General features: G+C 64.0%; 19 protein-coding genes. 10 read left to right on the top strand and 9 right to left on the bottom strand.

Going from position 1 to position 18,281, the window contains the following annotated elements:
• Positions 1–4: 4 nt before the first annotated feature.
• The 4 genes from CQ017_RS13385 to CQ017_RS13375 all read left to right on the top strand — a co-directional run bounded on the left by CQ017_RS13385 (position 5) and on the right by CQ017_RS13375 (position 2,690).
• Positions 5–1,201 (top strand): heparan-alpha-glucosaminide N-acetyltransferase domain-containing protein, encoded by a 1,197-nt coding sequence (locus CQ017_RS13385; RefSeq protein WP_105554103.1) that lies wholly within the window; start codon positions 5–7, stop codon positions 1,199–1,201.
• Between the two features lie 61 nt (positions 1,202–1,262).
• Positions 1,263–1,418, top strand: a complete 156-nt coding sequence (locus tag CQ017_RS18160; protein ID WP_181148305.1) for a hypothetical protein — start codon at positions 1,263–1,265, stop codon at positions 1,416–1,418.
• Positions 1,419–1,428: 10 nt separating this feature from the next.
• Positions 1,429–2,019, top strand: coding sequence for a pyroglutamyl-peptidase I (locus CQ017_RS13380; protein ID WP_181148306.1), 591 nt, complete (start codon positions 1,429–1,431; stop codon positions 2,017–2,019).
• 26 nt (positions 2,020–2,045) lie between these two features.
• On the top strand, positions 2,046–2,690 hold the full coding sequence (locus CQ017_RS13375; RefSeq protein WP_105554101.1) for a YitT family protein: 645 nt from the start codon (positions 2,046–2,048) through the stop codon (positions 2,688–2,690).
• Here the strand turns inward: CQ017_RS13375 and CQ017_RS13370 are convergent.
• Positions 2,664–3,881: an amidohydrolase gene (locus tag CQ017_RS13370; protein ID WP_105554100.1), complete on the bottom strand. Its 1,218-nt coding sequence runs from the start codon at positions 3,879–3,881 to the stop codon at positions 2,664–2,666. The genes CQ017_RS13375 and CQ017_RS13370 overlap by 27 nt on opposite strands.
• Before the next feature lie 247 nt (positions 3,882–4,128).
• On the opposite strand from CQ017_RS13370, the gene CQ017_RS13365 reads away from it, so the two are divergent.
• Positions 4,129–4,731 (top strand): hypothetical protein, encoded by a 603-nt coding sequence (locus tag CQ017_RS13365; protein WP_096282973.1) that lies wholly within the window; start codon positions 4,129–4,131, stop codon positions 4,729–4,731.
• A 49-nt stretch (positions 4,732–4,780) separates the two neighbouring features.
• On the top strand, positions 4,781–6,232 hold the full coding sequence (locus CQ017_RS13360; RefSeq protein WP_105554099.1) for an HNH endonuclease: 1,452 nt from the start codon (positions 4,781–4,783) through the stop codon (positions 6,230–6,232).
• A 31-nt stretch (positions 6,233–6,263) separates the two neighbouring features.
• Here the strand turns inward: CQ017_RS13360 and CQ017_RS13355 are convergent, their stop codons facing one another.
• Both CQ017_RS13355 and serS read right to left on the bottom strand, forming a co-directional pair.
• Entirely contained in the window at positions 6,264–7,094 is an 831-nt protein-coding gene (locus CQ017_RS13355) for an HAD family hydrolase (RefSeq protein ID WP_105554098.1), read from the bottom strand.
• A gap of 111 nt (positions 7,095–7,205) precedes the next feature.
• Positions 7,206–8,483 (bottom strand): serine--tRNA ligase, encoded by a 1,278-nt coding sequence (serS, locus tag CQ017_RS13350; protein ID WP_105554097.1) that lies wholly within the window; start codon positions 8,481–8,483, stop codon positions 7,206–7,208.
• A 53-nt stretch (positions 8,484–8,536) separates the two neighbouring features.
• On the opposite strand from serS, the gene CQ017_RS13345 reads away from it, so the two are divergent.
• The gene (locus tag CQ017_RS13345; RefSeq protein ID WP_258133638.1) at positions 8,537–9,568 is read left to right on the top strand and encodes a diacylglycerol kinase family protein; all 1,032 of its coding nucleotides are present in this window, start codon (positions 8,537–8,539) and stop codon (positions 9,566–9,568) included.
• Here CQ017_RS13345 and pheA read toward each other — a convergent pair.
• On the bottom strand, positions 9,565–10,488 hold the full coding sequence (pheA, locus tag CQ017_RS13340) for a prephenate dehydratase (protein WP_105554095.1): 924 nt from the start codon (positions 10,486–10,488) through the stop codon (positions 9,565–9,567). The genes CQ017_RS13345 and pheA overlap by 4 nt on opposite strands.
• Positions 10,485–10,811: a rhodanese-like domain-containing protein gene (locus CQ017_RS13335; protein WP_096282967.1), complete on the bottom strand. Its 327-nt coding sequence runs from the start codon at positions 10,809–10,811 to the stop codon at positions 10,485–10,487. The genes pheA and CQ017_RS13335 overlap by 4 nt, the downstream gene beginning before the upstream one ends.
• Positions 10,812–10,878: 67 nt before the next feature.
• On the opposite strand from CQ017_RS13335, the gene CQ017_RS13330 reads away from it, so the two are divergent.
• Both CQ017_RS13330 and CQ017_RS13325 read left to right on the top strand, forming a co-directional pair.
• On the top strand, positions 10,879–12,225 hold the full coding sequence (locus CQ017_RS13330) for an amidase (protein ID WP_096282966.1): 1,347 nt from the start codon (positions 10,879–10,881) through the stop codon (positions 12,223–12,225).
• Between the two features lie 94 nt (positions 12,226–12,319).
• Positions 12,320–13,777, top strand: a complete 1,458-nt coding sequence (locus CQ017_RS13325) for a peptide MFS transporter (RefSeq protein WP_096282965.1) — start codon at positions 12,320–12,322, stop codon at positions 13,775–13,777.
• A gap of 51 nt (positions 13,778–13,828) precedes the next feature.
• Here CQ017_RS13325 and CQ017_RS13320 read toward each other — a convergent pair whose 3' ends face one another.
• From CQ017_RS13320 to CQ017_RS13310, 3 genes are all read right to left on the bottom strand, one after another.
• Positions 13,829–14,050, bottom strand: a complete 222-nt coding sequence (locus CQ017_RS13320; protein ID WP_096282964.1) for a helix-turn-helix transcriptional regulator — start codon at positions 14,048–14,050, stop codon at positions 13,829–13,831.
• Positions 14,037–14,786, bottom strand: a complete 750-nt coding sequence (locus CQ017_RS13315) for a hypothetical protein (RefSeq protein ID WP_096282963.1) — start codon at positions 14,784–14,786, stop codon at positions 14,037–14,039. The genes CQ017_RS13320 and CQ017_RS13315 overlap by 14 nt, the downstream gene beginning before the upstream one ends.
• Positions 14,787–14,859: 73 nt before the next feature.
• On the bottom strand, positions 14,860–15,183 hold the full coding sequence (locus CQ017_RS13310; RefSeq protein ID WP_105554094.1) for a DUF4190 domain-containing protein: 324 nt from the start codon (positions 15,181–15,183) through the stop codon (positions 14,860–14,862).
• A gap of 55 nt (positions 15,184–15,238) precedes the next feature.
• On the opposite strand from CQ017_RS13310, the gene pgm reads away from it, so the two are divergent.
• Positions 15,239–16,837, top strand: coding sequence for a phosphoglucomutase (alpha-D-glucose-1,6-bisphosphate-dependent) (pgm, locus tag CQ017_RS13305; RefSeq protein WP_105554133.1), 1,599 nt, complete (start codon positions 15,239–15,241; stop codon positions 16,835–16,837).
• Here pgm and CQ017_RS13300 read toward each other — a convergent pair.
• Positions 16,834–18,276 (bottom strand): amino acid permease, encoded by a 1,443-nt coding sequence (locus CQ017_RS13300; protein ID WP_105554093.1) that lies wholly within the window; start codon positions 18,274–18,276, stop codon positions 16,834–16,836. The two genes, pgm and CQ017_RS13300, sit on opposite strands and share 4 nt — an antisense overlap.
• Positions 18,277–18,281: the final 5 nt, after the last annotated feature.

Genomic DNA, 18,281 nt, shown 5'->3' with positions numbered 1-18,281 from the left:
TCACATGCACCAGCAGATCGAGCGCGCCCCGAACCCGGCGCCGCAGTCGCGGCTCGCGGGGATCGATGCGGCCCGCGGCCTAGCCCTGTTGGGCATGATCGCCATCCACGTGCTGCCAGCCAGCAGCGAAGCCTTCGAACCCACGCTGATCTGGCGGATCGCCGCGGGCACCTCCGCGGCCCTGTTCGCGCTGCTAGCCGGGGTCGGCCTGAGCCTGGGCGCAAGAACTGCGGGCCAATCGGCGCTCGAACTGGCCGGGGCGCGGGCCGCGCTAGCTACCCGCGCGGCATTCATGCTCTGTTTGGGCCTGCTGCTGGCGCTCATCGATATGCCTGCGTTCATCATCCTCGGCTATTACGGGGTGATGTTTGCCCTGGCCATCCCGTGGGTCTCACGCAGCGCGGCAACCCTCGGCTTCGCGTGCCTGGGCTTTGCTACCCTAGGCACCATTTTCACTTGGCAGCTGGGCGCTTCGCTGCCCCACCTGGATGGCATCGATCCGTCGCTGACCACACTCTTCACCGAACCCGGGGCGACGCTCAGCGCACTGCTGTTCACCGGAACCTACCCGGCGGTGCCGTGGATGAGCTATATCTGCGCCGGCATGGCACTGGGCACGCTGAACTTACGCTCCAAGGATCTGCAACTGCGCCTGCTGCTGACCGGGCTGGGCCTCTGGCTAGCAACCTGGGCCAGCTCGGCGCTGCTGCTCGGCCCCTTGGGCGGCAGGTCTGCGCTGATCAAGTCGACCGAAGGTTGGCTGAGCGCCGCCGAGGTCGATGAATCACTGAGCTTCGGGCTGCCCTCAGGGGTTCCGCTAGATTCCGCCTGGTGGCAGGTGGCGCTCGCCCCGCACTCGAATATGCTCTTCGAAACGCTCAACACCCTTGGCGTCGCGCTGCTGGTTTTCGCCGTCGCCCTGATGCTCGGCCAACGAGTCGCCTGGCTGCTGCGCCCGCTGGGCATCCTCGGCTCGATGACGCTCACGCTCTACACGCTGCACCTGCTGTTGCTGGCCACCGGCTTGGGCGCGCAGCATCCGGCGATCTCCTGCTCCCTGCAGATCGGCGGCGCACTGCTGTTCGCGGTACTTTGGAAGAACGTTTCGGGGCTCGCCCAGGGCCCCTTGGAGCACCTGGTCGGTTCACTGGCCCGAAACGCTCGCTCCCGGGCGCGCCGACGCCGGCGCGTGGCTCCGTAGCGAAGACGCGCAACGTGTCAAGGATTGCACCGCACCGTGCGGGTAGGCGATACTCGGAGCCGTGGATACCGAACGCGAGCTCGCCGGCCAGGCACTGTATGAAAGCCGGCTCAAGACACTGAACGGGCTGATGATGCCCGATGCCCCGGCCTGGCAGGAACTGAGCGACGAGGTCCGCGAACGCTGGTGTTCCTACGCGGATGCCGGGCAGAGCTGAACGGCAACCCATGCGCATCCTGGTCACCGGCTTTGAGCCCTTCGGAACCGACACCCACAACGCCAGCGCCGAGATCGTGCGCCGGCTGCCGGCCACGGCCGGCGAACACCAGATCGTGACCGGACTCCTGCCGGTGTCCTTCTCCCGCGCATTCCCGACCCTGGGCGAGTTACTTCGCACACACCAGCCCGACGCGCTGGTGCTGCTCGGCGAGGCAGGCGGACGCACCGAGATCAATCTGGAGCGCTGGGCGGTCAACGAGAACAATGCGCGCATCGCCGATAACGACGGCCACCAACCGGCCGGCGAGCGCATTGCCCCCAACGGTGCACACCGCCGCGAAGCAACGCTGGAAACACCTAGTCAACTTCGGGTCAGCGAGGATGCCGGCAGGTTCTTGTGCAACCATATCGCCTACCACGCCTACGGTTTGGGGATCCCGGCGCAATTTATCCACGTCCCCGCATGGCGCCCCGGCAACGCGCGGGCGCTGGTTGGCGCGGAGACCGATGACGCCGCCGGGCAGCGCAGCGCTCTGGGCCTGGCGGAGCTGGTCGAGTCGCTCACCGAGTACTTGTTGGGCCTCCGCTTTCGCGGCTAGGCCCGGCACTGGCTACCGTTGAGCCTATGAGCTTGACGAACCTATCCCCGCGCCAGCAGTTTGCCGCCGGCCGGGTCCCGCTGCGCCTGGCGAACCTGTTCGGCGGGCTGCTGCTCTTCGCGTTGGCGATGGCGCTGATGGTGCGCGCCGATCTGGGCGTGGACCCGTGGAACGTCTTCCACCTGGGCATCACCCACCACGTACCGCTGTCCTTGGGCACCGTGGTGATCATCGTGGGCGTTCTGATGCTGCTGACCTGGATCCCGATGAAGCAGTGGCCGGGGATCGGCACCGTGGCCAATGTCTTTGTCATCGGCCTGGCCCTGGACCTCTTTCTGCTCATCCTTCCGCAGGTCTCCGGGCTGGGCTGGCAGATCCTCACGCTGCTCGGCGCGATCGCATTCAACGGGCTGGGCGGTGCGATGTACATCGGCAGCCACTTCGGCGCCGGGCCGCGCGACGGGTTGATGACCGGGCTGCACCTGCGCACCGGGTTGAGCATCCGGCTGGTGCGCACCAGCATCGAGCTGCTGGTGCTGGGCATCGGCTGGCTGCTCGGCGGCCCGGTGGGCCTGGGCACGGTGGCCTATGCGCTGCTCATCGGTCCCGCCACGCAGTTCTTCTTCCGCTTCACCATCATCAAGCTAGGCGCCACCGGCGCGCGGATCTGAGGCCAGTTCGCCCAGCGCCGCGATGACCATGGCTTCCACGCCGCGGGCCAGGGTCGGCTCGATCAGCGGGGCGAAATGCGGCGAATGGTTCGCCGCCGCCTTGCCTTCCGCGTAGGCCTGCGGGTCCATTCCGCCGAGCAGCCAGTAGCTGTAGGGCACGCCGAACGCGTCGGGGATCCGGCTGAAGTCCTCCGAGGCGCTCTGCCGGCTGGCGTTGCCCACCGTCCCGAAGTACGCTTCGAAGGCCGCGCTCACCCGCGCGGTGACCGCCTCGTCGTTGGCGGTCAGCGGGAACTGGTCGTAGTACTCGAACTCGGGTTCCACCGGGGAGCCGGCCGCCGCGCACTCCCCGCGGACGATCCGCTCCACCGCGGCGATCAGCGTTTCGCGCACCGCGTTGTCGTAGCTGCGCAGGTTCAGCAGCAGCGTTGCCTTGTCCGCGATGATATTGGATTTCGTGCCCACCTGCACCGAGCCGATGGTCAGCACCGCGAATTCGCCGGGCTGCACCTCGCGGGAGACCACCGACTGCAGGCGCAGCACGATCGCCGCGGCCAGCACCACCGGGTCAACCGACAGCTGCGGCATCGAACCGTGTGCCCCCTGGCCGTGCACGGTGATGCGGATCGAGTCCCCGGCCGAAAGCACCGGGCCGGCGATGGTCTGCAGCGTCCCGGCCGGCTGCGCCATCACATGCTGGGCGAAGGCCACATCGGGGGCGGGGATCTTGTCCGCCAACCCGTCGGCGAGCATCGCCGCGGAGCCCTGCGCGGTCTCCTCGGCCGGCTGGAAGAGCGCAAGGTACGTGCCGGCCCACTGTTCGCGGTGGTCGGCCAGCAGCTTCGCGGCGCCCAGCAGGGCCGCGACGTGCACATCGTGCCCGCAGGCGTGCATCACCCCGTCATTTTCCGAGGCGTAGTCCAGCCCGGTGGCCTCGCGCACCGGCAGTGCATCCATCTCCGCGCGGGCCAGCACGGTGCGCCCGGGGCCGTTGTCCAGCACGCCGACCACCCCGGTGCCGCCCACCCGATGCACCCGGTAGCCGAACTCTTCCAGCTTGCGGACCACCAGCGCCGAGGTGCGGGTTTCCTCCAGGCTCAATTCCGGATGCCGATGCAGGTCACGATAGGTCTCATGGATCCATTCCAGTTCCGGGTCGAGTTCGGCCAATACCTTGCGTGCGGCGTCCATGGGGCTCCCTTTCAGCAGACAAGACCCAATATATGCCCCGCGGCGACCCTGCGGAAAGCATATGTCGCGCTCCCCGGTTGCACTGCAAAACCACCAACTCAAGCAATGCTTGAACCATGTACTCCGATTCGGCTCGTCCCGTCGAGGTCAAGCACTACAAGGTCCACGTGGCCGGCGGCCAGCGCCTCGCGATCGTCATTTTCGCCGGTTGCACGACAAAACCACCGGCTCAGGCAATACTTGAATCATGTTTGTCCTTGCGCTCAGCCCGAAGCCGCGCTCCGTCACCGACGTGCAGGCGGCCGCCGAACTCCTCTGGGACCAACTAGAGCACGTGCACGCCCATGCACCGTTCATGGCGCTCAGCGGCCAGCTCTTGCTTGGAGTGCCGCATGACGCACAGTCGGCTATCGACGCGATCATGCGTTGCGCCCGGTTGAATTTCTGCCACATCGGCCTAGGGATAGGCACGCTCTATGAGCCGGTCCCGGACCAAGCCGACCTCATTGAGGGCATCGCCCAGCGCCGCGCCCTGGGTGCGCTGGAGGCCGCCACGCACCGCGGGGAACGCGTGCCGATCAGCGTCTCCTGCGGCGATCCGGACCTGGACCTCGAGCTCGAAGGCCTGCTGCGCCTGCTCGGCCATTCGGTGCGCACCCGCACCGAGGCCGAATGGGCGGTGGTCGACCTGCTGACCCCCGGTGTGCGCGGCCAGCAGAAGGCCATCGCCGAGGTCCTGGACATCACCCCGCAGGCGGTCTCCGCCGCGATCGTGCGCTCCGGCTACCACGATGAGATCGACGCCCGTGGTGGCATCGCAAGGCTGCTGGAGCTCGCCGATCAGCATTAAAACCACTATATTCGAAGACATTTTCGAACTAATGCGGTAGAATTATAGTATGTCCGAAGCAATGGTGCGACGACATCGCCCACCAACACCGGCGCTGCATCAGGATTTCGAATCGCTGATGGGTCGGCTGCAGAGCAAACTGGCGTGGATCGAAGAACACGGCAGCGAAGCGGAATGCGCCCAAGCCATTGAGGAACTCGAAGAGCTCATCTCCAGCTACCGCTATCACCAGGCGGCCCTCTCGCACCAAGTCGAAAAGGAAGTTGTGCGCCAGCATGAGTTCCAGGGAACCTGCTCCGCCGATCTCACCCGGGGAGCGGCCAGTACGATCGCCTTGGCCCGGAAGCAGTCACCCAACGGATACCGCAGTTATCTGGTCAACTGCCGGATCTTGGCCGAAGATACCCCCTACCTCGCAGAGTGCTTCTCTCGCGGCGAACTCACCGAAGCCCAAGTCCTGGCGGTTCTTACGCCCCTGCAAGAGGTCAAAGCCGAACGCCGGACCGAATTCGACGCCACCTTCCGTGACAACCCGGACATGTTCGAGTCCCAAGGCCCCAAACAGCTCACCGACACGGTGCAACGCTTCACCTTGGCCCATGCCTCAGATGATCAGTGCCGGAAAATGAAGCAAGCGGACACCAAACGCCATGTCCGCTTCTCCAAAGGAAAGAACTGCGTACGCATCAGCGGCACCTTGCCCGTCGTCGCCGGCACAGCACTGCAAATGCATCTGCGCCAAGAGTCATTCCGTCTGAAGAAACAAGGCGATCTGCGTACCAGGGAGCAGATCAAAGCCGACCTGCTCTGCACCTACTTGCTGGCCGGCCGGCCGGAGAAGTTGCCGTTGCAACTGCACGTCGGGCTGATAATGACCGATAAGACCCTCCTCCTCGGCGAACGCGAACCGGCCTATATGGAAGGCTACGGATACGTTCCGCCGCAATACGCGCGGGAACTAATCGCCGGAAATTCCATTGGCAACGAGCAGAGTTTCGCTGAAATGGAATCCGCCAAAGCTCAGGAGCATCTGGATCGCCTAGAGACCCTGGCCGACGTGACGCGACTCTACACCGCCCCAGGGGACGGGGAATTGATCGCAATGGACTCCAAGGCCCGCGCCTTCCCCGAAAAGCTTCGCCGCTTCGTGAGGATTCGAGACAGGCACTGCCGCACCCCATTCTGCGATGGGCTGGTCGAAGAGACCGACCACGTACTTCAGCATCACCTAGGCGGCCCTACGGATAGCGACAATGCGGCAGGGCGCTGCCCGACCTGCAATAAGGCCAAAGAAAAACCCGGTTGGCTTGAAGTCGTAGCGCTCAAGGGACCGCACACCATGCGAGTGAACCCGGGCTCCTCGATGATGTATCTATCGACGGCCCCGCCGGCGACCGGATACCTGCACAAACCATTTCCGCAGTTACTGCGTGATTCAAAATGGGTGCGAGGCGTCAAGCTCCGGCTGATAAATCAGGAATCCAGCGGTCCCGGACCATAGCCCACGCTCCGTAGGCAGTGCTTACTCCCAGCTAGCGCTGCAACAGCCGTTCTAGAACGATCGCCAAACCATCTTCGTCCACCGAAGCGGTTACCTCGTCTGCGACGATTTTGACCTCGTCGGGGGCTTGGCCCATCGCGACCCCGAAGCCGGCCCACTGGAGCATCTCAATGTCGTTACGACCATCGCCCACAGCGATTGATTGAGCCGATTCGAACTTCAGGCCGGTACGCAACCGCTCAAGCCCACTGGCCTTGGTGACACCCTCGGCGGCGATATCCAACCATGCGGTCCAACCCACCGAGTAGGTGACGCCGGAAAGGCCCAGACCGTGTACGGCCTGGCCGAAGTCTTCGGCCGTCGCATCGGTGGAGAAGACCACCACGCGGACAGCCCTGCTGCGTAGCAATTCGTCAAAGTCAACGACCTTGGATTCGGCACCAAAACTCGCATCGGTAAAAACATCGCTGGACAAGAATTCACCGCGTTCATTCTCCACCGCATATTTCGCGTTCGGCAGCTGACGCATCAACGCCGCCAGTGCGAGCGACGGGTCAAAGACCTCGCGGTGCAGTACTTCTACCTTCTCGCCCTGCACGCGGGCGAGCACGCCACCGTTGCTGGCCACGACAAAGCCGTGGTCGATGCCTAGCTCGCTCATAATAGGCAGTGCCGCACCGAGCGAACGCCCGGTGGAGATCACGACCTCATGCCCGGCGGACACCACCGCGCGGGCAACGTCGCGCACCCGGGCGCTCATCAAACCTTGGTGATTGACGATCGTCCCGTCGACATCCAGGCAAATCATCAACTTTTCGTTCTGCAGCCGGTCGTCGTTGCCGGTCTTAGTCAAAATAGTCATGATTCAAGTGAACCACCGCTGCGTGGATATTGCGATGATCCACGGCACAATGGCAGGTGAACTGCGGATTAAAAGACAATCGACCGGCCTTTGCGGGGCCGGTCGATTAGCTTACTTCAGGACTTCAAGCCCACCCAGGTAGGGTTGCAGCGCCTTAGGCACGTTGACCGTGCCATCCGCGTTCTGGTGGTTTTCCATAATCGCAACGATCCAACGGGTCGTGGCGAGTGTGCCGTTCAGGGTGGCTACCGCGCGGGTCTTGCCAGGCTTGCCGTCGACGATCTCGCGTTCGCGGATATTCAACCGGCGGGACTGGAAGGTCGTGCAGTTCGAGGTCGAGGTCAGCTCGCGGAAGGTCTCCTGCGATGGCACCCAAGCCTCGCAGTCAAACTTACGCGCCGCACTCATCCCCAGATCCCCGGCGGCGGTGTCGATGACACGGTATGGAAGCTCCATGCGCTTGAGCATTTCTTCCTCCATCGCCAGCAGACGCTCGTGTTCGGCCTCGGCCTGGTCAACCGTGGTGTAAATGAACATTTCGAGCTTATTGAACTGGTGCACGCGGATGATGCCACGGGTGTCCTTGCCCGCGGAACCGGCCTCGCGGCGGTAGCAGGAGGACCAGCCGGCGTAGCGGATCGGACCCTCGGACAGGTCCATGATCTCGTTGGCGTGGTAGCCGGCCAGCGCGACCTCTGAGGTGCCGACCAGATACAGGTCGTCACGTTCCAGCTTGTAGATCTCATCGTCGTGTTCGACGTCGAAGCCGGTACCCTGCATGGTTTCCGGGCGGACTAGGGTCGGGGTGATCATTGGAATGAATTCGCGTTCGACCGCGAGCTCCAGCGCCATGTTCATCATCGCGATTTCCAGCCGCGCGCCGATGCCCTTCAGGAAATAGAAGCGTGATCCGGAGACCTTCGCCCCGCGTTCCATGTCGATCGCTCCGAGCTTCTCGGCGATCTGCAGATGATCCAGCGGTTCGAAGCCTTCGGCGGCGAAGTCGCGCGGGGTGCCGACGGTCTTCACCAGGGCGAAGTCGTCTTCACCGCCGGCTGGGATGCCGTCGATGATCAGGTTTGGGATGGAGCGCTGCAAGGAGGTGCAGGTAGCAGCCGCTTCGTCGGAGGAAGCCTGGGCAGCCTTGACGGCCACCGCAAGCTCCTTGACCTCCGCAAGCAGTGCTGCACGTTCCTCGCCCTTGGCGGCGCCAACCTTCTTGGAGAACGCATTCTGCTCTGCGCGCAGGCGTTCGTAGGTGGCTATGGTTTCGCGACGCGCCGAGTCAGCCTCAATCAGCTGGTCAATCAGCGCTTCGTCGGCACCGCGCGCGCGTTGCGAGGCGCGGTACTTATCCGGATTATCGGTGAGCATTTTCAGGTCGATCACATCTTAAGCGTAGCAATCTTGAGTACGATGAGAGCACTATGCAGAGAAACCGCGTGATCTTATTATCCGTAGCCGGTGCCGCAGCTGTGCTCGCGGCCGTAACCGGGTATTCCGTGCGTAAGCTTTCTCAGGACGGGAAACCGATGAGCCAGCACCCTTCGGCGAAGGAGCAATCCGAGTCGAAGAAGGTTGGGCTGGTCATCAATCCATCCAAGTCAGGTGCCGACGAAGCGCGTGATGCGGTGGCCCACGTGTGTGCCGAGGCCGGCCTCGAAGAGCCGCTGGTTTTCGAAACGACACCGGAGAACGCGGGTCAAGAAGCCGCCCAAAATGCGCTCGATGCCGGATGCGACACAATTATTGCCGCCGGTGGCGACGGCACGATTCGCGCCGTCGCAGAAGTACTCGAAGGCACCGAAACGACTCTCGGGTTGCTGCCGCTGGGCGCCGGCAACCTGCTGGCCCGAAACGTCGAGGTGCCGCTCGACGACCTGCACACCGCGGCGCTGGTCGCCGTGCGCGGCATGGTGCGACGCATCGACGTGGGCCATATGAAGCTGAAACTGCTGGATGGCAGCAGCGCGGACCACGCGTTCTTGGTGATCGCCGGGGTGGGTACCGACGCGGACCTGTTCGACGACACCGACGAGGAGCTGAAATCCAAGGTCGGCTGGCTTGCCTACTCGGAGGCCGGGCTGCGCCAGCTGCCCGGGCGGCGCAAAAAGGTCGAGATCAAGCTCTCCAACGACGACGCCTGGCAGACCCGTAAGGTCCGCTCGGTGCTCTTCGCCAACTGCGGCAAGCTGCAGGGCGTGGACTTTGTCCCGGATGCGAAGATCGACGACGGGGTGCTCGACGCGGTGGTGCTCTCGCCGCGTTCGGCCGCCGGGTGGGGCTGGATCCTGTTGAAGACCGCATTCCGCTCGCGCAACAAGATCCCGGTGATGAGCTTCTACCAGAGCACCGACATCTCATTGCGCTGCGTGGAACCGATGAACACGCAGATCGACGGGGATCCAACCGGCCAGGTCAACGAGCTGCAGGTCTCGGTCAACCCGTCCTCGCTGCGCATTCGCACGCCCTAGAGGCGGGCCTTCAGCTTGAGCACCCAGTCCCGGGCATCGCTGAACGCACCGTCTGAATTGTGCGTGTCGATGAACGGGCGGGTGCCCTGCGCCGCCGGGTAGGACCCCAAGAAGCGCAGCTCCGGGCAGAGCCGGTGCAACCCGGCAAGGGCCGCGGAGACGCGCTCTTCGGCGATGTGCCCCTCGACGTCGACGGAGAAGAAGTAGCGCCCCAGGCCCGCGCCGGTGGGGCGGGATTCGATGCGCGAGAGGTTGACCCCGCGCGCGGTGAATTGCTCCAGAATTCCCATCAACGCGCCTGGCCGGTCCTCGGAAAGCGGCAGAATCAGCGTCGACTTATCCACACCCGTCGGCGCCGGGATCGCCCCCGGCGAGGTGACCAGGATAAATCGGGTGACCGCCCCGGCGTTGTCTTCCACGCCACGCACCAGCACCTTCAGGCCGCGCGCCTCGGCAACCAGCGGTGAGCAGATCGCCGCGTCGTGGTGCTGCTCCGGGTCCAGCAGTCCCAGCGCGCCGGCGGCCGTGGAAGCAGCCGGGGTGAAAACCGCGGCCGGGATATTCGCTTCGGCCCACAACCGGCATTGCGCCCAAGCGTGCCCGTGCGTGGAAATTTCGCGGATCTGCTCCAGCGCGCCGATATTCGCCCGGACCGCCAGCACGAAGCTGATCGGCACCAGCACTTCGGCGACGATCTGCAGGGATTCTCCGGCGGCGATGGCGTCCAGGGTGGCCGACACGCCGCCCTCCACCGAGTTCTCGATCGGCACCATCGCGGCGTCGGCACTGCCCTCGCGGACCATCGCCAATGCGCTATTAACGCTGCTGGCCGGAATGCGCTCGGAATCGAGCGCCCCGGGAACCTGCAAAAGTGCCGCCTCGGTGAAAGTTCCGGCAGGGCCTAAATAGGCGTATTTCATCGAACGGTGGGTTCCTGACCGTTATCCGCTTCCATCGGGAGCTTGGCTTCGAGCCACGCGTCCGAGCCACCGGCGATGTTGAACGCCGTGTAGCCCAGGCCGGTCAGCCAGGCCGCCGCCTGCGCCGAGCGTCCACCGGTGCGGCAGATGACGTAGGTGTCAACATCCGGGTCCAGCTCTTCCACGCGGGTCGGCAGCTCGCCGAGCACGATGTGCTTGGCTCCAACGGCGCGGCCGGCCTCCCACTCGAAGTCCTCGCGCACGTCGAGAATCAACGCGTCCTTAGGTACGTCGGTGACCTGAACAGTCTCAAAGTCGCTCATGGTTGGCATTCCTCTCTGGTTGGGTGTTTGCTTATAAGACTAGTCATTCCCCGCCTCGAAAGCAGATATGAAGACGAGATCCGCCCTGAAATTGCGTGATGAGCTGGCCAGTGGAGAGCGTTCCAGCCGCGAGGTGACCGAACACTATCTGCGTCGCATCGATGAGCTCGACTCGCTTGGCGCATTTGTGTACGTGTCTCCCGACGCGATGGATGCGGCGGCGGCGGCCGATGAGAAGCAGGTGCGCGGGCAGATCGGCCGGTTGCACGGGCTGCCTTCGGCATTCAAGGACCTGAACGAGGTGGCCGGCATGCCCACCACCTACGGATCCGCCGCCATGGAGCACCAGCTCGCGACGGCGGATCACCCGCTGGTCGCGCGGTTGCGTTCCGAGGGCGTGGTGATCACCGGCAAGACGCAGGTTCCGGAATTCGGACTGAGCAGCTACTCGGAAAATCTCGTCGCTCCGCCCTCGCGCAATCCCCTGGATCCGCGGCTGACCTCAGGGGGTTCCTCCGGCGGCCAGGCCGCGGCGATCGCCGCCGGGATGATTCCCGTAGGCCCGGGCTCCGATGGCGGCGGGTCGGTGCGGATCCCCGCCGCAGCCTGCGGCCTGGTGGGGCTCAAGCCCTCGCTGGGCCGGGTGCCCAGCGACGTGGTCGACGGCTACCTGGACGCGTTCGGCGCACCGAAGATGACGGTTTCCGGCCCGTTGGCCCACGATGCCTTGGATGCGGCGATGCTGCTCGATGCGATGCGCGGCAGCGACCACTTTCTGCCGCTACTGCGCGGCAGCTACCCCGAAAGGCTCAAGGGGTTGCGCATCGGCTACAGCACCCTCTCCCCCTTCGAAAGCGCCTACCCGATCACCCTGCAGGCGCCCGCGCGCGAGGCCTTCGAACGCGCCAAGCGGCTGCTGGAGGCCAGGCACCGGGTGGAACCGGCGGATCTTCACTACGCGGGCGACTACCCGGAAACCTTCGCCCGGGTGTGGACCAATGGATTGCGCAATATTCCGGTCGACGATGAGAGCCTGCTCGGCGAGTTGGCCAGAGACTTCCGCCGGCGCTCCACCGCGCGCAGCCTCGAGGTGAGCCTGCAGGCGGCATCCCGGCTGAAGCAGATCGCTGCGGATTTTGTGCGACAATGGTCCGCCCATGACGTGATCCTCACCCCGGCGATGGCTTCGACTCCGCCGGAGATTGGCTATTTCACCCGCAAGGATGCGGATACCGACTATATGCTGCAGTGCCAGTACACCCCCTATACCTCGATGGTGAACGTCTCCTCGGTCGCCGCAATCACGGTTCCGATCACGAATTCGAGCTCCGGAATGCCGATGAGCGTCCAGCTGATCTCGCCGCGCGCCGATGAGGGACTGCTTTTGGCGTTGGCCAAACAATTGGGCAAGTGAGCCGGGAAATTTACCGTTACCAGCAGTATGGGTAACATGTGAAATAGATCGCAAAAGTGGGCACTTGCCCAAGGAAAAGCGAAAAATGTTACGCATGTCTACTGTTACTTCGAGCACCCCGGGTACCAATAAAACTTTCTTTGGCCATCCGCGTGCGCTCGCAAACCTCTTTAGTGTCGAAATGTGGGAGCGCTTCTCCTTCTACGGCATGCAGGCTCTGCTGGCCTACTACATGTACTACTCGGTCACCGATGGTGGCCTGGGCATGGATCAAAGCTTGGCGCTGTCGCTCGTCGGCGCCTACGGCGGCGCCGTCTACCTGTCCACAATTCTTGGCGCCTGGCTCTCGGACCGCCTCTTCGGCTCCGAACGGGTGCTGTTCTTCTCGGCGATCGGCATTATGGCCGGCCACGTCGCCCTGGCGCTGCTGCCGGGCTACCTTGGACTGACCTTGGGCCTGATCCTGGTGGCCGTCGGCTCCGGCGGATTGAAGGCCAACGCGGTGGCCTTGGTCGGTTCGCTGTACTCCAAGGAAGACTCGCGCATCGACGCGGGCTTCTCGCTGTTCTACATGGGCGTGAACATCGGCGGTCTGCTCGGCCCGCTGCTGACCGGCCTGCTGCACCAGAAGCTCGGCTTCCATTACGGTTTTGGCGCCGCGGCCGTCGGCATGGCCCTCGGACTGATCATCTACACCAAGGGGCGCAAGAACCTCCCGGACACCGCGGGGCAGGTGGCCAACCCGCTGCCGGCCAACGAGCGCAAGCGCTACGCGGGCATCTTCGCGGGGATCTTGGCGGTGATCGTGCTCGTCTTCGCGCTGAAGATCGTCACCCCGGCAAACCTTGCAAGCACCATCGCCTACGTGGTGATCGCCGCCAGCGTGGTGTACTTCGTATTGATCCTGCGCAGCAAGAAGGTCAGCGCCGTCGAACGCAAGCACGTCTGGGCGTTCATCCCGTTCTACATCGGCTCGGCGGCCTTCTGGGCGCTGTTCCAGCAGCAGTTCACCTTCATCGCGGCCTACTCCGATAGCCGCTTGGATCGCACCCTGGGCGGCTGGGAGATGCCGGCGAGCTGGGTGCAGTCGATCAACCCGGTATTCATCATCTTGCTAGCCAGCGTGTTCGCCGCCATGTGGACCAAGCTGGGCAAGCGCCAGCCGCGCACTTCGGTGAAATTCGGCCTGGCTCTGGTCGTCGTGGGTGCCGCGTTCTTGTGCTTCATCCCGCTCGAATCCCTGGAGATGACTCCGCTGCTTGCGATGGTCGGCATCCTGTTGCTGTGCACCATTGCCGAGCTGCTGCTCTCCCCGATCGGGCAGGCGGTTGCCACCAAGCTGGCTCCGGCGGCGTTCGGGACGCAGATGATCGCGCTGTTCTTCCTCTCGGTATCCCTGGGCACCACGCTTTCGGGCGTGCTGGCAGGCTACTATGTTGCGGGCAACGAAATCCCGTACTTCCTCGCGATGGGCGGCACCGCCATCGTGCTGGGCGTGGCAATGATCGCGGCCACCCCGGCGCTGAAGAAGCTCATGGGCTCGGTGCTCTAAGCTCCGAATTTTTGGCAGGCCTCCGCATCCATGCGGGGGCCTGCCTTCGTTTTAAGCCAAGACCAGCAGTTCGCCGATCTCGCAGTCGAGCGCTTGGCAGATCGCGACGAGAGTGGAGTAGCGGATCGCCTTCGCTCGGTCATTCTTGAGAATCGATAGATTCACCACCGAGACATCGACGAGCTCACTGAGCCGTGCGAGGGTCATCCCACGCTCCGCGAGCAAGTCACCAAGCCTGCAATGCACGCTGCCCATGGGCCTACACCAGCCCATCTGTATCTGCTTGGAGACGCTGGTTCTGCGTAGTCAGCGTCAGGCCAACGGTGACGAGCTCGGCGACCACCAGAATGCCCAGAGCCAAGAACAGCGCACCGAATTCGAAGTAGATCGCGAAGGTCGGTTCGGGCCAGGGGGTGGCGGCGGTAAATTCTTGAGCCGCGCTGGTGAATCCGTCGATCCGCAGGGTTTCTTCACCGGCAAGGCTACTGCCAAAGCCATTCAAGAATTGCCCGAGGGTATTACCCAGGGCAAGGATCGCCGCTACTAGCCAGCCGGCGCGGCGCAACCGCGGGGTAAACGCCACCCCGGCGCGAAGCCGGTTGCATAACAGGATCACCGCGAGAATCACCGCGCAGCCGGCCAGCCCCTCGAAGATGGCCCCGGAGGCGAGCAGCAGGCGGACACCCAGGCTCAGGTTGCTCGCGGTCACCAGCACTTCGTTGATTTCCGCGGCGACAGCTTCGCCGTGTTCCGGAGTCACGTCCGTGACGTTTGGGTATTCCGGCCAATATGGCACCACCGGAACCAAGACTTCAACCGGGCCGCCGAAGATCAAGACGGCAGCTGACGCGATCGTGGTTACCCCGACTCCGACAAGTCCGATGATCGCTACGATGCGGGTGAAAGCAACAATCGAGGGCCCACGCTTCGAGCCGAAAACCGCGATGAGCAGCAGGGCGAGAGCCCCAATGGCGAGGACTGCTGCGAGTCCGAAGGCTAAGCCCGACATGGCCGATCCTATCGATAGTCGTTAACAACGAATATCGTTATGCTAACTCGGAAGCTTGATGAATGCCAGCGGCCTAGGCGAACTCGCTCAGGCCCGAATAGTCGACTTCGTAGTTCTCGATCACCCCGACGGAGAAAACAACCAACCAGATGATGAACGCATAAAGCAATACCGCGATCACCAGGCCGACCCACGAGGTAATCAAGCCGGCCAAACTCAGCCCGCGGCTTGACGGTTCACGGCGCTGGGCCAGATGGCCGGTGATTACCCCGGCCAAGGGAACTAGGATGATTATGCAGAAGCCGAGCATCGAGAGGATGCCCAGCACGAGCGAAGCCGTCGAAAGCCCTGCGGGCTCTCGCGGTTGCTGATACGGATTATTCGGATAGTAAGTCATCGATTTCGATTATTCTATGAACCCGGCCAAAATGCACGAAGACAAGAGGGACCACATGGCACACGAACGAGCCGGAGCGCCTGCGCGCGAGGCAGATCTCATCGACCTGGACGCGGTACTCGACGCGTACGCCTCGATCCTCCCCTCGCCGGAGAACCCGGACCAGGCGGTCATCTTCGGCACCTCCGGGCACCGGGGAAGCTCGCTGAACGGAACGTTCAACGAGCTCCACATCGCGGCCATCACCCAGGCGGTCGTGGATTACCGCAAGTCCGTGGGAATCACCGGGCCGATGTATGTGGGCAAGGACAGCCACGCGCTCTCCGAACCCGCCTATTACACCGCTCTGGAGGTCTTGGCGGGCAATGGCGTGCGGGTTCTCGCCGATGCCGGCCTGACCCCCACCCCGGCGGTCAGCCACGCGATCCTGGTCCACAATGCCGCGGCCGGCGAGCTTGCCGACGGACTGATCATCACCCCTTCGCATAATCCACCGGCCGAGGGCGGCATCAAGTACAACCCGCCGCACGGCGGGCCGGCGGAATCCGAAATCACCGGACCGATCGCGGCTCGGGCCAATGAACTGATGGGCAGCGGGGAGATCCTGCGCGGGGTCGCGAACCCGGAGGACTTCGACTTCCGTGAGCTGTACATTGCGGATTTGGCCCAGGTGATCGACTTCGAGGCGATCGCCGCCTCGGGGATCTCGATCGGCGCGGATCCGCTCGGCGGCGCCTCGGTGCACTACTGGGGTGAGATCTCACGGCGCTACGGGCTGAACCTGAGCGTGGTGAACGAAGAGGTGGATCCGCGCTTTGGCTTCATGACGCTGGATAAGGATGGCAAGATCCGCATGGACTGCTCCTCGCCGCATGCGATGGCCTCGCTGGTCGCGAACCGGGATAAATACGATATCGCCACGGGCAACGATGCGGACGCCGACCGGCACGGAATCGTCACCCCGGATGGCGGCTTGATGAACCCGAACCATTTTCTGGCCGTGGCCATCGACTATCTGCTCACGCACCGCCCGCAGTGGCCCGCCGACGCGCAGATCGGCAAGACGCTGGTCTCTTCGGTGCTGATCGACAAGGTGGTCGCGGCGCATGGGCGCGAACTACGCGAGGTGCCGGTGGGCTTCAAATACTTCGTCGAACCGCTGGCCTCCGGCAAGGTGGCCTTCTGCGGTGAAGAATCGGCCGGAGCGAGCTTCCTGGACTTCAACGGACGGGCGTTCAGCACCGACAAGGACGGGCTGATGCTCGCGCTGCTTGCCAGTGAAATCCGCGCGGTGACCGGCAAGAGCCCGAGCCAGCGGCATGCGGAGCTGGTCGCCACGCACGGGCAGAGTTTCTATGACCGCTTCGATGCCCCGGCAACCCGGGCGCAGAAGGTCGTGCTGGGCAAGCTGGACCCGCAGGCGGTCACCGCGACCGAGCTCGCCGCGGATCCGATCACCGCGAAGCTCACCGAGGCCTCGGGATTCGCCATTGGCGGGCTGAAGGTCTCCAGCGAACACGCGTGGTTTGCCGCACGCCCCTCGGGGACCGAGGACATCTACAAGATCTACGCCGAATCCACCCGCTCGGCCGAGCACCTCGCGCAGGTATTGCGCGAGGCCCAGCTCATAGTTAATGCCGCACTGGCCGCCTAGCGCAGGTTCCAGGGGTCGATTTTGACCTCCGGCTGCTTGCGCGTCTTCCACCAGTGGCCCGCCCAGAGCAGCAGGAAGAGCGGCAGCCCGATATAGCTGGAGAGCACCTCCAGCACCCGGCCCTGGATCACCGCCTCGTAGTTCTGCCCGGCGATCACCACGATCAAGATCACGAAGGCGAGGATCGGGCCCAGCGGGAAAAGCGGCGCCCGGTAGGGAAGCTTGGCCAGGTCCTGCCCGCTGGCGATGTATGCCTTGCGGAACTTGTAGTGGCTGACCGCGATGCCCACCCAGGCGATAAATCCGGACAGGCCCGAGACGTTCAGCAGCCAGGTGTAGGCCGAGCCTTGCCCGATGAGGGCGGTGAGGAAGCCGAAGAGGCCCACCGAAGCGGTTAAAAGCATGGCCGGCACGGGCACTCCGCGGCGGTTGAGGCGACCGAAGATCTTCGGCGCCTTGCCGTCGCGGGCCATCGAATAAAGCATGCGCGCAGAGGCATACAGTCCGGAGTTGCCCGCCGAAAGGATCGCGGAGAGGATCACCGCATTCATCAGTGCCGCGGCGAAGGCGATGCCGGCGCGCTCGAAGACCATGGTGAATGGCGAATTGGCGATATCCGACTCACCGCTGGCGAGCAGGGTTGGGTCGGTATATGGCAGCAGGGTGCCGATGATGAAGATTGCGCCCACGTAGAAGAGCATGATGCGCCAGAAGATCGCCTTGATCGCCTTGGGGATATCGCGCTGCGGATTCTCCGCTTCGCCGGCGGCCACACCCACCAGCTCGGTGCCCTGGAAGGAGAAGCCGGCGATCATGAACACCGAGACCACCGAGAGCCACCCGCCGACGAACGGCGCGTCTCCGGTTGACCAGTTGCTGAAGCCCGGGGAGTTGCCGCCCATAATGCCCAGCACCATGGCTACGCCGCAGATGAGGAACACGATCACCGTGATGACCTTGATCATCGCCAGCCAATATTCGCTTTCGCCGAAGGCCTTGGTGGACAGCGCGTTCAGGGCGGTGAGCAAGAGCAGGAAGATCCCGGCCCAGATCCAACCGGGGACGTCCGGCAACCAGTAGGACATCACGATGCCCGCGGCAACCAGTTCCGCGGCTACGGTAATGGCCCAGTTGAACCAGTAGTTCCAGCCGATGGCGAAGCCGAAGTGGCGGTTGACGAAGACCGAAGCATAGGTCTGGAAGGATCCTGCCACCGGCAAACGTGCGCTCATTTCGCCCAAGGACTGCATCAGGAGCAAGACCATCAGGCCGATCAGCGCGTAGGCGAGCAGCGAACCGCCCGGGCCTGCCTGGGCGATCGTGCCGCCGGAGGCGACAAAGAGTCCGGTGCCAATCGACCCGCCGATGGCGATCATCTGCATATGGCGCGCTTTGAGGCCACGCTTCAAACCATCGGTGGACGGTGCGGGCTCGGTCATGCAAA

It is taken from the genome of Arthrobacter sp. MYb224, assembly GCF_002975455.1.
Taxonomy (GTDB): domain Bacteria; phylum Actinomycetota; class Actinomycetes; order Actinomycetales; family Micrococcaceae; genus Glutamicibacter.
Note: the sequence above shows the minus strand (reverse complement) of the source record. Positions and strands in the feature narration are given on the sequence as shown.